The following is a 14,896-nucleotide window of genomic DNA, read 5'->3' on the forward strand; positions in this document are numbered from 1 at the left end:
TAATGAGACTTAATCCCAATAAGCGTAAGTATTATCAACAAGGTCTAAGAGCTATGAATCTTATACAGTCTGTCTTTTAGTTGATCTTGTCCCCCCTTCAGATAAATTTGTCACTGTTAATTATTCATGGGGTAGGGGTTTAGCAATGCTAAACCCCCACAATATCAGGTGCAACACCAGCCAACATCATGCAATTTCCCTATCCAAAAAAGTCCACAATCAATATCATTCATCAACATCAAAATCATTGCAGATTTGTTACCTGTTAACTATTCGTTGGGTTCGGGTTTAGCAATGCTAAACCCCTACAATATTTACAATTTCGGGTATAATATCGGTAAATATCAAAATAATTCCCCAATATAAAAATGCCCTATAATCCCCAAATCCATCATCGCCGTTCTATCAGATTAAAAAATTACGATTACACCCAAGAAGGTGCATATTTCATCACTATTTGTACCAAAAATAAACAATGTATTTTCGGTGATATCAAACAAGGGGAAATGAAATTTAATTTATTAGGTACAATTGCCCGTGATTATTGGCAAGAAATACCCCAACATTTCCCCCATATCAAATTAGATATATTTGTGATTATGCCTAATCATATTCATGGCATATTATGGATTGTTGAGAAAATTAAAATTACGAATCAGCAACGAAATTTTGGTGAAATGATTCCTGGTTCAATTCCTTGTGTAATTCGCTCTTATAAAAGTGCCGTTACTAAAAAGATTAATCAAATTTGTCATCAAAAAGGGATTTCTTCCGTATGGCAAATAAACTTTTATGAACACATTAATCAGGATGAACAATCTTTAGAATCTATAAGACAATATATTATTAATAATCCTTTAAATTGGGACAATGATCCTGATAATCTGGGTAAAATTTATTATGATAATACATTGTTATTAGATGTACCTTTTTAGTGTTGAGATTGGTAAGGGTTTAGCATTGCTAAACCCCTACGTTTTGCTGACTATCTACTACTCAGTTAATAATTACCTACCCAAATACCGACTCGCTAACTTAATAGCATCAGCAATATCAACATCACCATCACCGTCAGTATCAAGGAATTTATTCAGCATTGGATTTCCGCCAGATTGCAAGAAATTCAAAACTAAAGGCACTAATGTAGGTAATAATTGTTGAATCATTCCCGCATCTAAGCCAGTGCGCTGGGCTGCAACATTTGCCACTTGTTGTTGAATGGCTGGAGAAAATAGTGTATCGACGGCTTGGGAATCTGGAGAAGTACCTGCAAATTGATTCACCAAATCTTGTACAGCTTCTGTTCCCTCTGTAGCTTGCTTCTCTTGCAAAGATGAATGTACCTGTTTACCGACTACGGATAAAACTGATTGAATGGTTGAGGTATCAGCACCAGTGTTATTGCTTATCTGTTGAACAGTACTAACAATACTTAGCAGTGAACCTAAACCGCCTTGTTGATTAGAACTACTGACTGCACCGAGAATTTGATCAAAAAGTCCCATTCAGTTTTTTCTCCCTTTTTTCTGATTTTAGTAGTTCACCCAGGCAAATTTTCCTCAATCTACCAAATTGGGCTTTTTTATCTTCTGGAGAAAAACACTTAACCGATTAAGATCAGAAGCATCTAGCTTCTTAATATCTATTTATCCTTGCTATTCATGCCTCTGTCGCGCATAGTCACACTTATTGCTGGTCTGATTATCATTTTGGGGTTAGCCGTGTGGCTGATTGATTCACTGTCACGGCTTTACTGGCAAATATCCTATTCTCCCCTATTAGGTAATCTGCTGCTGTTGCTGTTGATTCTACTCCTGGGAGGATTGGTTGCTGCTTTTGTCTATTATGTACTGATACTGCAATCTGGTGAGCAAAAATCCCGCTATAACCGCAGACGAGTTACTCCTGCTCAAATTCCCGCGGCTAAATCAGATGCGGCTTCTACCACTCTCCAAGCAGTACGCCAACAAGTAGCACAAATTCAAGATGAAGTTACCCGCCAAGCTTTACTAAGTCGCACTAAGGAAATTGAAGCTAATTTAGCCAGGGGAGAAATTCAAGTGGTGGTGTTTGGGACGGGAAGTGCTGGCAAAACTTCCCTAGTTAATGCGATTATGGGACGGATAGTCGGTCAAGTAGATGCACCAATGGGGACAACCCAAGTCGGGGAAACCTATTGTTTGCGCCTGAAAGGATTAGAACGCAAAATTTTAATTACCGATACGCCGGGGATTTTAGAAGCGGGGGTAGCCGGAACAGAACGGGAACAATTAGCTAGGGCGTTGGCGACGGAAGCAGATTTGTTGTTATTTGTGGTAGATAATGATTTAAGGCGTTCTGAATATGAGCCGTTAAAGGGTTTGGCGGAAATTGGTAAGCGATCGCTCTTAGTTCTCAACAAAACTGACTTATATACAGATGACGACAAGGAAACTATCCTCGCTCGATTGCGTCAACGGGTACTAGGATTTATCGCTCCTAATGATGTTGTAGCGATCGCAGCTAATCCCCAACTCGCAGAATTAGAAACCGGCGAAACCTTCCAACCAGAACCTGATATTATCCCCCTTTTGCGACGCATGGCCTCTGTCCTACGGGCTGAAGGTGAAGATTTAGTTGCAGATAATATTCTTTTACAATCTCTGCGGTTGGGAGAAGAAGCCCGAAAATTAATTGATTCTCAACGTCGCCGTCAAGCTGATAAAATTGTTGAGCGTTTTCAGTGGATTGGCGCTGGTGTGGTATCTGTCACCCCTTTACCAATGGTAGATTTATTAGCTACCGCCGCAGTTAATGCCCAAATGGTAGTGGAAATTGGCAGAGTCTACGGTTGTGAATTGAACATGGAACGGGGACGAGAATTAGCCCTGTCTTTAGGTAAAACCATTGCAGGTTTAGGAATTGTCAAAGGCGCAATAGAATTACTCTCAACTGCACTACAATTTCATGTAGCCACCTTTTTGATTGGTAGAGCTATCCAAGGCGTGACAGCAGCTTATTTAACGCGTATTGCTGGAAAAAGTTTTATTGAGTATTTTCGCCATGATCAAGACTGGGGTGATGGAGGAATGACAGAAGTAGTACAGCAACAGTTTCAGATTAATCGCCGAGACGAGTTTATCAAAGTATTTATCCAAGAAGCGATCGCGAAAGTAGTCAAACCTCTCACAGACAGCTTTGAGGATAAACAAGAAAACGGCAAAGATTCTCGTTGAATAGAAGACTTTTTAGTCGCATCCATCAATCGGTTTCGCTTATAGCAGGAGTCAAGAGTCAGGAGACGCTTCGCAGACCTCCGGTTCAGGAGTAAAACCCTCTTGTAGTGAGAGTTTCATTATCAATTGATGTCCTAACCACCCTGTCCACGGCTATAATTACTTATTCAAAAAACTCGACCCGTCCCCCCGTTAGCCCTAATAAGTTTTTAACCGAACACAATATTACTCTACCCAACTCCCAAAACTCTATCCTTTTTTGTGTGTATTATCAAATTTAAGGCTTACAGTATAAACCCTTAAGTAATTAATTTATGTTTTATAAATTGATCAACTTCTAATCTAGTTGATTTTACCCATAGTTAAACGTCTCCCCATTTTGGAGAGAAGCTGAAAAAGCATGGAATCACTATGCTGATGACTATATCCAGAAGAAGACGGCAGTTGGGAGAAAGAAGTTTCTTGAACGTCTCTTAATTTAAAGATACAAATAATTATTTCTCAGTATTCCGGAAAGTACAAGGAAATTCAGAAAAGGTATGTAACAAGAATATAAAAATTTCTCAGTAACAAATATATGAATCAGCAAATAATTGGTAAATTACTACAAGGGCGTTACCACATTGTGCAAAGCCTTGGTGCAGGGGTGTTTGGACAAACCTATATCGCTGAAGATGTCCATTACCCAGAAAAACCCAAATATGTCGTCAAGCTGCTGAAAGTCAACAGCCATCAATCTACTTCCTATTTTGACTACCTGAGATTACGGTTTCTGACTGAAACAGAAACTCTCAAGCATTTAGGAGGCCATAACCAAATTCCCCAACTCATCACCTGCTTTGAAGAAAATGAACGATTTTACTTAGTACAAGAATATATTGCTGGACAGCCTTTGTCGGTTGAATTACATAGAAATAAACAAATGGAACGTCAGTGGAGTGTTCCTGAAGTTATGGAGTTTCTCGAAGATGCTTTAGGGATTCTCGCATTTGTTCACTCCCAAGGCTTCATTCACTGTGATATCAAACCAGAAAACTTAATCAGACGTAATTCTGATGGTAAATTAGTGTTAATTGATTTTGGATCAATTCAGCCAATTGACTTTAGTATAGATGCTGAATTACCCATTTCCCAGATTCCTGTAACTTCATTAGGTTACATCCCACCAGAGCAATTTCTTGGACAAACACAACCCAATAGCGATCTTTATGCTTTGGGGATGATTGCTATCCAAGGTTTAACAGGATTAACACCTTTGCAATTAACAATTGATCCTGCTACTAATGAAATACCCTGGTGTCTTGATAATCACCCAAGTGATGATTATCTAGCTGTTTTCCTCAGCCAAATGATTCGCTATAATTACCAAGAGCGTTTTCAGTCTGCAAATGAAGCGCTGTGGGTATTCAAACATATAAAATGGGAAACCCAGCTAGAAGAATTTGTCGCAGCACAGTCTCCAATTTCTGTAGAGACATCTGTAAAAAATCAAAACAATAAAAACAATAAACAAAGAAAATCTGATCCATTATTAGCAGGAATGCGATTAGGATTAACTATTAATTCTGTAATAGTTGGATTAGGAGTATATGCTTTAGTTAATAATTCTCTCAGCTACTCAGAAACAGGAACCTTATCTAAAGCAATAGCAGAATATCAAGCCGGAGATTTAGAAAAAGCAATTAGTTTAGCTAAATCAATTCCTTCCTATAGCAACGTATATCCAGAAGCTCAAGAGACAATTGCAGAATGGCAAAAGCAATGGCACAATGATACAAAAAAGTATTTAGTAGCTGAACAGGCTTTAAATGACGGTAAACTGTCACAGGTTATGAATTTTATTCCTCAAATTCCATACACTTCATACTGGCGTACTCAAAGAGAAAAATTAATTGAGAAAACCCTAACTAACCTGGAAGAAAAAACACACGCCTTATTAAACAAAGCCTACGCTAGTGCCGAAAATAGAGATTTTTCCGCTGCTTTAGAATACCTGCGTCAAGTTCCTCCAGAAAGTTCTGCTGGTGCTATAGTCCAAAAGAAGTTAGCTGAATACAATCAAAAAAAGCAAATGAGAGCCGGATATTTTTTACATACAGCCTATCAAAAAGCTTTAATAAGTGATTTTTCAAGCGCGATAAAATTTCTAGAAAAAATTACTCAAGATACTGATGTTTATCCTCAAGCTCAAATCAAATTGCAAGAGTATAAAACAAAACTAAAAATTCGGGAGAAAGTTCAAAATACTCTCAGAGTAAAAAAAGTTTTTCCTGTCAATCAATCGACTACATTGGGACAGATAGACTCAGATACTAAAACTGCATATTTTTACTCGCCCGATTCTCCGCGAGAAATAAATATTAGCAGTTAGATAACCTGATTGGAAAAATTAACATCATTTAAGATTATTTTTTTAAGAGTTTGAATTAGGCATTCGCAAAATCGGTACAATTATAGAGCGAGATTTTTCAGATGACAATTGAGTTTGTGCTTGTTTGATAGCATCTATTGCTTGTTGGTAATCAGGTTTGTATTTAATGGCTTGTTCATAAGATGAAATCGCTTCTGGATATTGTCTTAAATTTAAAAAAGCATTACCTCGGCTATACCAACTTTCGTGATGACTTGGTTGATAGCGAACTGCTTTATTATAGGATTCAATTGCATCTGCGTATCTTTGTAAATTATATTGTGAATTACCTAAATTATACCACACTTGATAATTATTTTTCTTTAAATAAATTGCTTTATTATAAGCTTCGATTGCTTCTGCATACCTTTGAGTTTGATGTAGTGACCAACCAATATTATACCAAGATAGATAGTTGTCAGGATTATATTTAATGACTTGTCGAAAAGAATCAATTGCTTCTGGATATCTTCGCAAAGTAATTAAAACATTACCTCTAGAAAACCAAGCTTGATAATAATTAGGTTTGTACTGCACCACTTTATCATAAGCCTTAAAAGCATCTTCATAGCGATTTAAATTCACCAGGGAATTTCCCCAATTATACAAAGCAGCTTCATAGTCTGGTTTTAATTCCACCGCTTTTGTATATGCTGTAATTGCATCATCATATTGTTTTAAAGTTTGTAATGCGAAACCTTTCTTATACCAAGTTTCATAATTATCTGGTTGCAATTCAATTGCTTGATCATAAGATTTAATAGCATTATCGTATTGTTTTAAATTTCTGAATGCATCACCTTTAGCATTCCACATCTCTGGATAATTATTTTTTATTTTTAACGCTTTATCAAAAGCAGAAATTGCTTCTGAATAACGCTGTAAACTTGCCAAAGCAAAACCTCTCCCAGCCCAAGCTTCTAAATAATCAGGCTGAATTTGAATAGCTTTATCATAGGACAATAGTGATTCTTGATATTTTTTTAATTCAAATAATGCTTTACCTTTACCATACCAGCCTTGAAAGTAATTGACTTTAATATTAATTGCTTTTTCATAAACTGCAAGTGCATCCTCATAGCGATGTAACTGCAAAAGTGTATTTCCTTGATTATATAATTCTGTCGCATTCTTAGTATTAATTTTGTTGAAAATAAATATTGATACTGTTCCCCCCAAACCTAGTAAAAATATGCCTAATATTAATTTGATAAATAAACCTTTTTTAGATTGTTGAGGTTTGAGATTATTAATTGAAGTAGCAGGACTTAAAGCTATTGTCCCAGATGGAGGTTTAATTAATTCTTGAAGTGCCTGTAATGCCACCGTGGCTGAACCAAAACGTTGACGAAAATCATAACAAACCATTTTGTCTAAAAAGTCAGCAAATTCTGATGTGACTATGGCATGATTTCGCCAAATAATTTCATTATTTTCGGAATCTTGTTCTATTTGTTCAGGTGATAATCCTGTGATTGCTTGAATGGCAATTATTCCTAATGCATAGATATCACTACTTAATTTTGGTGTTCCTTGCGCTTGTTCTCCCGGCATATAACCAGGTGTACCAATAACGATGGTAGATTTAGTTTTACCTGTGGGAGCAATTATTTGGGTTGTGATTTCTTTAACTGCACCAAAATCAATTAAAATTAATTTGCTATCTTGATCACGTCTGAGAATATTACGCGGGTTAACATCACGGTGAATTACTTTTTGTTGATGTACAAAGTCTAAAACTTCTAAAATCTCTTGTAACAACAAAACTACTTGATCTTGACTGAGGATTTTTCCAGGTGGTAACTCTTGACCTAGATCATGACCGATAATGAATTCCTGCACAAGATAGAATTCGGCATTTTCCTCAAAGTAGGCTAAAAGTTGGGGAATACAATCATGAGTTCCTAACTTGTATAAAACCTGTGCTTCTGTATCAAATAGCCGCCTAGCTATTTCCAAAGTGGCTGCATTAGTTGACTGAGGCTTGAGTTTCTTGACAACGCACTGGGGTGAGCCAGGTAAATGAGTATCATAAGCTACGTAAGTTTCACCAAATCCCCCTCCTCCCAGGTGGCTGATAATCTGGTATCTTCCAACAAGTGTGTTTCCTAGCATCTCGGTTGCTGAGTTGAGTGCAATATTACCTGATTACATCTTGCCACAGGGGACTGGGGAGATGAGGACGCGGGGAGAAGAGGACACGGGGAAAATTAAGAATTCCCTGTTTACGAATTACCAATTACGAATTACGCATTACCAATTACCAATTACCAATTACCAATTACCAATTACCAATTACCAATTACCAATTACGAATTACGAATTACGAATTACCAATTACCAATTACCAATTACCAATTACCAATTATATGATTCCTATTAGTGATAACATTCAGAGTTGGAAAAAGCCAATTATTACTTATTGGTTGATTGGGATTAATCTTGGTATATTTTGTTGGGAACTTAAATTAGATGCAAGTAATCAATTAAGTTCTTTTGTGAATAGTTGGGGGATAATTCCAGAGCAAACTAATGCGGCGATAACAAATGCCATTTTTTATAATTCAGCAGCTTGGATAGTTGTATTTTGGCGGTTAATTTCTCTACCTCTAGCGCTATTTTTGCATAGCAGTTTTAGTCAAATACTCGGCAATCTAATTTTTTTATGGGTGTTTGGTAAGACTATAGAAAGGGTTTTAGGACAACAAAGATATTTATTGATTTACTTAGTTGCTGGTATTTTTACTGGAATAGTGCAAATTTTCATGGAACCAAAGCTAAGTGTAGCAGTGATTGGAGCTAATGGAGCGATTGCATCTATTTTAGGAGCTTATATCATGAAGTTTCCTCAAGCTAAAATATATTCGATATTGCCTTTAATTATTGTATTCGTCCCAGTGGAAATACCAGCTTTTTTATATTTATTTTGGTGGTTTGTTCAGCAGCTATTTTATGGAATTGGCAGTTTAAATATTTCTGGTGGTGTAGCTAATCTTGGTTATTGGGGACAATTTGCAGGATTAGTTACAGGTGCGGCTTTTATGCGAATGGTGCAACGACGTTACAATAATTCGTAATTAAGTTTTATGTTATAACGAAGTTTAGATAGTTTCAGCTTCTCATTCATCCGGCATTTATAGAATGCTGTATATTGTATATTTCTTCTAACTTAGCAGTATTTAATTTTAAGTTGAATTTTTGTTCTACACAAGAACGCCCAGCTATTGCTAAACTATCCCGCAATTGTTGATTCTCAAGCAAGGTTAAGATGGATTTTGCTATAGTTTCCCAGTCTCTTTCTTGGGTTAATAAACCTGTTTGTTCATGAATTATCGCTTCAGGAATACCCGCATGAATAGAACTTACTACAGGTAATCCCATAGCCATCGCTTCTAGGATAACTATCGGGAGTCCTTCTGATTCTCCTTGAAGGGTTGTGATACTGGGCGCACATAGCAAAAGCGATCGCGTCATCCATTCTTTCACAATTTCAGGAGGTTGTACTCCTAGAAAACGGTAGCGATTGAGTGAATTTGCAGCTATACTTTCTAAAGTAGAACGCAAGGGTCCATCTCCAATCATAACTAATTCCACATTAGGCATTATTTTCTGGACTTGAGCCATTGCACGAATTAAGTATTCACATCCTTTCTTTTCAACGAAGCGTCCGACAAATAATACTACAGGTTCGCGTTGAATCTTAGGAACAGAAGTAAATTTATCTATATCTATACCAATGTAATGAACTTTGATTTTTTCTGGGGGACATCCTTTTTCAATTAGTTTCGAGCGAATAAATTCAGAAACAGCAATAAAACAATCAGCTTCTTGAAAGAGGCGATTGCGTTTTCTAACATACAGTTCTCGAAAAAATTGTCCGCGTCTTTTTAAATAATCTAAACTATAATCATACCAAGTTTTTCTTTGAGTTAAATCAATATCTGCTGTTGCATAATAACCATGAAAGGTAACAATTAAAGGTATGTTTAATTTTTTGGCTAAGGGTAGGGCTAAAACACCATCTAAACCAAAGTGAGCATGAATTAAAATGGGGGATAAGGCTTGGAGGTGTTTTATCCAATTAGGATGACAGAATTCAGCTAATTTATAGGCAGTTTTCCAAAGTTCAGAAGGGGAAACTAGCTCTCCCAAAATAATAGTTTTGTTTGGTGAAATCATGGATTTAGCACTAGACAATCGGGTATTGCCAACGTAAAATCCAGTATGAGATGAAAAGTTCTCAACTTGAGCCGGAATAAAAGTTTCTGAATAAGGGATTAATTGATCACGGTAGATGATTACTGTTGGTTTCATTATTTATTTTATCACAAAAGAACGATATTAGACTTTTTCATGTCCTGTAAAATTATCCACATCGGCAAATAATTCTTTCAGCTTCAACAAATCTTTATCAGATAATGGAGGCTGCAATAAAGAAGTTACATTAGCAGCAAGATGCTCGATATTTCCCGTACCAAATAACACTACATCAACTCCCAGTTGATGGCGACAAAAGCGATAAGCTGCATCTGTAATGTTCTTCGCTCCACCTTCATCAAACAAAAAATCTAGTGGTTTCTCTACGTTTAAAGGTTCAAGTTCAGCATATCCCATTTGCTGCAATTTTATTATTGCTTTTTTCAGATTTGTCGCACTACTTAATGCTCGTCTAACAGCAAACATTGAAAGCACACCAATATTTTTAGTAGTAGCTTGGGGAAGAACTAACTTTTGTGCAGATTGATTAAGGATATTAAACCCTATCATAATGGTATCCCAACAATCATCCTCAACAGCACGTTGTAGCATTTGATGACTTGGCTCTTTTACGAATGCTTCTGTGATGCCGATAAACCGTATTTTACCTGCATCTCGCATCTTAAATAAAACTGGAACAAGTTCTGTTAAAACGTAATCATATTGATTTATTGTTACACCGTGAAAATTATAGATATCTACATGGTCAGTTTGTAATTTTCGGAGGCTTTTTTCAACTTCTTTGACTAATTCCTTGCCAGTAATTAAGCGGTCTTGATTAAGCACTTTTTTCTTAGTAGATAAGACTACATCTTCACGCTTAATCTCCTTAATTGCTTTGCCAATAATTTGTTCAGTATTATAATCTTCAGCAGTATCAAATAAATTAATACCAAAGTCAAGTGCTGTACGGATAAGATATGCAGATTCTGCTTGACTTTTGCCTGTACTTTGACCGATTTTGCTATATCCACCACCACCTAAACCCATCACACTTACTCTGAGTCCAGTACGACCCAAGGTTACATATTCCATATTTGTCTGATTGATCTGAGTAATTAACTCATAGCTTCGTTTTGGTGGTTGTTTACCTAAATCACGGATTGATTTTAGGAAACTTTTAATAGACTTTTTAATCATAAGTAAATAGATTTGTAGTTATTAAAAAAGTAAGAATTCAGGAGTCAGGAGTCAGAATGCTTATGAAATGAAGAATAGATAGAAGTGAGATTTTATCAAAATCATCAAAGTTGACTAAAAAAGCCTTTATTCTCATGACTTGGAGTATTCTCTATCCTGAATACTTACATAAAAAACAATTTTACAGATTTCACATTTACTAAAAACTAAATAGTGCTAGGTTATATCTTTTTGATTATTTACTTCTGTTCTTCACAATATCTATCAAACTTTGATTAAGCAAAGTCCTACATTGCATATTATTATGTCTATTTCTACCACCTCCAGTAACAACTAACCATTTACTAATCACATTAGCCATACAAGCATAGAGATTAGTTGGTAAGGATGCTATTTCAGTCCAGGTATCTAGTTTGATGTCATAAAGAGTAATTTTGGGAATCAAATCTGTATAATACTTAGAACCTTTAATTGAATCCTTCAGTACCAGAAAAATTTGTAGGGGAAAATCATCAATTAGTTTGTCATTTTCATAGGCAAATATATCTGTTAGCTTTTCACTCAATAAGTGGGGATTTTGATTGTTACGCCCACCTATAATAACGATGTAATTATCTACAACAAAAGTTGATGGCTCAAAATGAGACCTGGGTTCGGGTAAACTAGCTAACTCTAACCAAGTATCTTTTTCCCAATCATAAACATGAACTGAATTAACATCAACTGGATTAGTATCATGGCGATGTTGACCGCCAATAGCATATATTTTTTCACCAATAGTAGCACTAGAAACATGACCTCGCGGATTTGGCAAAGGTGCTTTTTCTATCCACTCTGTTCCCCCATCCAGTGAGAGCGACCAATGTTCTCCACAAGTAGTGTCTCGATCCGCTGCAAATCCGCCAAAATAATGAAGTTTATTATGAATAATCTGAAGACCACCACCTGCACGAGGTTGAGGTAGTGGGATACCTTCTGTCCAAGAATTAGCGATCGCATCATATTGCCAGACCGCATCTGTTGTGGGTCCAGGATGATTACCCACAAATCCACCAGCAAACCACGCCCGCGACTCATCAAGAACTGCATTGATATGAGTAATAGGAGTAGGCATTTCACCTAATTTAGTCCATTGGTTGGCTTCGAGATTATAGACAAATACATCTTTGGTCGCTTGCCACCTAAATGTAAAGCCGCCAAAAATATAGAGTTGGTTGTTAATGACTGCTGTAGCACTTTCTAAGAGTGGAGTGGGAAGTGGAGCAACAGTTTTCCATAATTTGTGAGGTAGTGTCCAATTTTCTAATGTTTGTGTGATTGATGCCATAATTAATTGTTCAAAGTAATATTTTTGATAACCTGAAAAATTAATTGTTTTTACTTCACTAACCTACAGTTTCAGTAGAGGATGATCCAACTTTGATTTTCTCTGCATATTCTAACATTTTCTCCCTGGCTTTTTCCGTAGCTATTTTTAATCGAGTCTGGTCAATTTTCAACAACTGAATTTGGCGATCAGGATGACGTTGTAACCAATAATAGAGATTTTTTTCTAGTTCAAAAATTGCCCGTTCAATTTGCTCTTCAACTGTTGTTTCTGGTAAAAATAAACGCTCCTTACATTTTGGTTGACATTCTATAAGTTGAATATGACAATGCCCTTGTCCATTAATATAGGTATCAAATCTGAGAATCTCATAGCCAAAAGCATGAAATATTAGTGACGGACCTTCTGCTACATTAAGAACTTTCCAATATACCTCTAGACCAACATTATCACCAATTTCAAAATCTACAACATCCTTTCTAATTTTGTCTTTTTTTGATTTATATAGATGTTGTTTTTTAAGACTGCGGGCATACATATAGGAAAAAACAGAAGTTGCTAAATCACGAATAAAAGACATATTTAGTCTCCTTTTAATTAATAAAGGTATGAATATTTAGGAATCAACTTGACTATAGTGGGAAGAGAATCTTGCCAATAAACGCAAGCTTGTTTTTCTGGAGGAAGTTTTGCAGCGATAAGAGATAATTCTTCTCTGGATAAAAGATTTCTACCAGCCCGAAAAGGTTGATGGGGGCGACGACTTAAATAGCCAAAAGTAACTGCATGGCGAGAATATTTTGTGGGAGGTTTCCCACGATGATAAGAATGAGCAGTATCTACAATAATTACAGTTCCAGCTTTCCCTGTGTAAGTTGTTAACCAATCTTGTTGATGATTAGGTATTAGTTCTTCTATTTCTTGATGGTGGAAAAATTTGTATTTATCTTTGACTTTTTTCAATAGTAATGAACTAATTTCAGGGCGCATATACTGAAAAGGTCCGCCATCATCATCTACATCATTAAAGTAAATAATTATTTTTATAACTTTCCTGTCTTCATTGTCTATGTGCCAACGTCTAGTTGCCGTTTCTTTGCCATTATTAAGACTTAAATGTGCCATGAAGGTATCATAAGCAATGGGAGCGCCGATGTAATTAGAGACAATACTGATTAATCTATCTTCAAGTCCCCAAGTAAATATTTCTGGATATTTTAGGATCTGTTCTAAATTAGACTCAATGGCAAATTTACTGCTTTTTTTCTCAGAAAGTTTAGTAATTTCTGTCATTAACCTATTTACAGATTCAATAAATTCATTTGTGCCTGGTATTTCCAGAGATTCTAAGGTGGTTATATAGATGCCTTGCTGTTTCAAAGTTTCAATAATTATTGCATCATTGGTAGTAACTAATGGTAGCTGGTTATGAAAATTTTCTATATATTTTTTGTATTTAGGATAGAAAAATTTGGACTCTAGATAACTGTTATTAACTAGAGATTGGGCTAGATTTGGAAGACTATTTCTTAAAAATTTCCGAATTGAATTTTTGTTAATCATGGTTTTTTTAATAACTAAATGCTTTAAGTTATGTTTTGCTTAATGTAGCATTTGAAATTTTTCTTGCCTGAATTTTAGTATAAGTAAAAATTACTTTGAACATCAAATTGAGGCGGTAAATTAATTGCGGATGATATTGCAGATATTCTTGATATTCAGGAATCTGAAGAGCTTCATTTAAACTGGTGTAATTAATAAGTTGAGCCAAGGAATTAGCCAAAAGCTTATCTGTAAAATTTTGAATTTCTGGAAATCTATTTCTGAGATAGTATGCAACTTTAATATATAATTTCGATCTCTCAACCCCAATATTTTTCTTAAATGCATAAAGATTATTCCCATGACTGCGATGAACAGCAAGTTTTTCTGGGGCAAGTATGCCCGGAGATAGATGAATTGCAGCTAACCTTAAAAAGGCATCGCTAGAAATCACAAATTGATCTGGCATTGGTAATATTTGCTTAATATTATCGCGTTTAAAGCATAAACCTGTGGTTGCCGGAAACCAATAATTTAGCAATTTTCCCTTCAATATATCTTCTCGTAGGTCAACATATTCAAAGTTTTTAATACAACGGTTTTCAGATATTTTTAAAGGAAAACCTTTGATATCTACTTCTGCTAAATCATGAAAAATCCAACCTGCATTGGGGTATTGATGAAATAGCTCAACGATTTGACTGATCTTTTTTACTAAGTAATAATCATCAGCATCAAGAAAGCAAATTATTTGTCCCTTACTAGCTTGAAATCCTGCATTAAAGGCTGAGGCTTGTCCCCCATTTTCCTTGAAAACAGGGATGATTTTTCCTTCATAGCTACAAATAACTTCTTGTGATTCGTCTGTCGATCCATCATCAACAACTATAATTTCAGTATTAGGGTAAGTTTGAGCTAAGACACTTTCTATTGCTTCTGGTAGAAAGTTCCCGTAATTATAATTATTAATAATAATACTAACTAAGGTCTCTTCTAATTTCATAA

The 14,896-nt window shown here is 35.7% G+C and carries 13 protein-coding genes; 5 read left to right on the forward strand and 8 right to left on the reverse strand.

Annotation, left to right across the window (positions count from 1 at the left end; all coding sequences use genetic code 11):
* Positions 1-368 precede the first annotated feature (368 nt).
* A complete protein-coding gene (locus H6G59_RS10375) occupies positions 369-935 on the forward strand; it encodes a transposase (RefSeq protein ID WP_190714089.1) in 567 nt (188 codons plus the stop codon).
* Positions 936-1,007: 72 nt separating this feature from the next.
* Here H6G59_RS10375 and H6G59_RS10380 read toward each other — a convergent pair whose 3' ends face one another.
* The gene (locus tag H6G59_RS10380; protein ID WP_190714091.1) at positions 1,008-1,505 is read right to left on the reverse strand and encodes a DUF937 domain-containing protein; all 498 of its coding nucleotides are present in this window, start codon (positions 1,503-1,505) and stop codon (positions 1,008-1,010) included.
* Positions 1,506-1,661: 156 nt separating this feature from the next.
* Here H6G59_RS10380 and H6G59_RS10385 point away from each other — a divergent pair, with 156 nt between their 5' ends.
* Positions 1,662-3,215: a YcjF family protein gene (locus H6G59_RS10385; protein ID WP_190714094.1), complete on the forward strand. Its 1,554-nt coding sequence runs from the start codon at positions 1,662-1,664 to the stop codon at positions 3,213-3,215.
* Between the two features lie 577 nt (positions 3,216-3,792).
* Positions 3,793-5,586: a serine/threonine-protein kinase gene (locus tag H6G59_RS10390; RefSeq protein ID WP_190714096.1), complete on the forward strand. Its 1,794-nt coding sequence runs from the start codon at positions 3,793-3,795 to the stop codon at positions 5,584-5,586.
* 42 nt (positions 5,587-5,628) lie between these two features.
* On the opposite strand, the gene H6G59_RS10395 is transcribed toward H6G59_RS10390, so the two are convergent.
* Entirely contained in the window at positions 5,629-7,740 is a 2,112-nt protein-coding gene (locus H6G59_RS10395; protein ID WP_190714098.1) for a serine/threonine-protein kinase, read from the reverse strand.
* Here H6G59_RS10395 and H6G59_RS10400 point away from each other — a divergent pair.
* Both H6G59_RS10400 and H6G59_RS10405 read left to right on the forward strand, forming a co-directional pair.
* On the forward strand, positions 7,727-8,008 hold the full coding sequence (locus H6G59_RS10400; RefSeq protein WP_190714100.1) for a hypothetical protein: 282 nt from the start codon (positions 7,727-7,729) through the stop codon (positions 8,006-8,008). The genes H6G59_RS10395 and H6G59_RS10400 overlap by 14 nt on opposite strands.
* Positions 7,995-8,702: a rhomboid family intramembrane serine protease gene (locus H6G59_RS10405; RefSeq protein WP_190714449.1), complete on the forward strand. Its 708-nt coding sequence runs from the start codon at positions 7,995-7,997 to the stop codon at positions 8,700-8,702. The genes H6G59_RS10400 and H6G59_RS10405 overlap by 14 nt, the downstream gene beginning before the upstream one ends.
* A 46-nt stretch (positions 8,703-8,748) precedes the next feature.
* On the opposite strand, the gene H6G59_RS10410 is transcribed toward H6G59_RS10405, so the two are convergent.
* From H6G59_RS10410 to H6G59_RS10435, 6 genes are all read right to left on the reverse strand, one after another.
* Positions 8,749-9,939: a glycosyltransferase gene (locus H6G59_RS10410; RefSeq protein ID WP_190714102.1), complete on the reverse strand. Its 1,191-nt coding sequence runs from the start codon at positions 9,937-9,939 to the stop codon at positions 8,749-8,751.
* Between the two features lie 27 nt (positions 9,940-9,966).
* On the reverse strand, positions 9,967-11,022 hold the full coding sequence (locus tag H6G59_RS10415) for an aldo/keto reductase (protein WP_190714104.1): 1,056 nt from the start codon (positions 11,020-11,022) through the stop codon (positions 9,967-9,969).
* 235 nt (positions 11,023-11,257) lie between these two features.
* Positions 11,258-12,349: a Kelch repeat-containing protein gene (locus H6G59_RS10420; protein WP_190714106.1), complete on the reverse strand. Its 1,092-nt coding sequence runs from the start codon at positions 12,347-12,349 to the stop codon at positions 11,258-11,260.
* Positions 12,350-12,407: 58 nt separating this feature from the next.
* Positions 12,408-12,929 carry a hypothetical protein gene (locus H6G59_RS10425; protein WP_190714108.1) on the reverse strand — a complete coding sequence of 174 codons (522 nt, stop codon included), beginning with the start codon at positions 12,927-12,929 and terminating at the stop codon, positions 12,408-12,410.
* Positions 12,930-12,946: 17 nt separating this feature from the next.
* A complete protein-coding gene (locus H6G59_RS10430) occupies positions 12,947-13,912 on the reverse strand; it encodes a phytanoyl-CoA dioxygenase family protein (RefSeq protein ID WP_190714110.1) in 966 nt (321 codons plus the stop codon).
* A 28-nt stretch (positions 13,913-13,940) separates the two neighbouring features.
* Positions 13,941-14,894 (reverse strand): glycosyltransferase family 2 protein, encoded by a 954-nt coding sequence (locus H6G59_RS10435; RefSeq protein WP_190714112.1) that lies wholly within the window; start codon positions 14,892-14,894, stop codon positions 13,941-13,943.
* Positions 14,895-14,896: the final 2 nt, after the last annotated feature.

The organism is Anabaena lutea FACHB-196, from assembly GCF_014698305.1.
In the GTDB taxonomy this organism is placed as follows: Bacteria; Cyanobacteriota; Cyanobacteriia; order Cyanobacteriales; family Nostocaceae; genus Anabaena; species Anabaena lutea.

Excerpts from the sequence above, each read along its gene's own strand:
- H6G59_RS10375 (WP_190714089.1), top strand. The coding sequence starts at position 369 with ATGCCCTATAATCCCCAAATCCATCATCGCCGTTCTATCAGATTAAAA.
- H6G59_RS10380 (WP_190714091.1), bottom strand. The coding sequence starts at position 1,505 with ATGGGACTTTTTGATCAAATTCTCGGTGCAGTCAGTAGTTCTAATCAA.
- H6G59_RS10385 (WP_190714094.1), top strand. The coding sequence starts at position 1,662 with ATGCCTCTGTCGCGCATAGTCACACTTATTGCTGGTCTGATTATCATT.
- H6G59_RS10390 (WP_190714096.1), top strand. The coding sequence starts at position 3,793 with ATGAATCAGCAAATAATTGGTAAATTACTACAAGGGCGTTACCACATT.
- H6G59_RS10395 (WP_190714098.1), bottom strand. The coding sequence starts at position 7,740 with ATGCTAGGAAACACACTTGTTGGAAGATACCAGATTATCAGCCACCTG.
- H6G59_RS10405 (WP_190714449.1), top strand. The coding sequence starts at position 7,995 with ATGATTCCTATTAGTGATAACATTCAGAGTTGGAAAAAGCCAATTATT.
- H6G59_RS10410 (WP_190714102.1), bottom strand. The coding sequence starts at position 9,939 with ATGAAACCAACAGTAATCATCTACCGTGATCAATTAATCCCTTATTCA.
- H6G59_RS10415 (WP_190714104.1), bottom strand. The coding sequence starts at position 11,022 with ATGATTAAAAAGTCTATTAAAAGTTTCCTAAAATCAATCCGTGATTTA.
- H6G59_RS10420 (WP_190714106.1), bottom strand. The coding sequence starts at position 12,349 with ATGGCATCAATCACACAAACATTAGAAAATTGGACACTACCTCACAAA.
- H6G59_RS10425 (WP_190714108.1), bottom strand. The coding sequence starts at position 12,929 with ATGTCTTTTATTCGTGATTTAGCAACTTCTGTTTTTTCCTATATGTAT.
- H6G59_RS10430 (WP_190714110.1), bottom strand. The coding sequence starts at position 13,912 with ATGATTAACAAAAATTCAATTCGGAAATTTTTAAGAAATAGTCTTCCA.
- H6G59_RS10435 (WP_190714112.1), bottom strand. The coding sequence starts at position 14,894 with ATGAAATTAGAAGAGACCTTAGTTAGTATTATTATTAATAATTATAAT.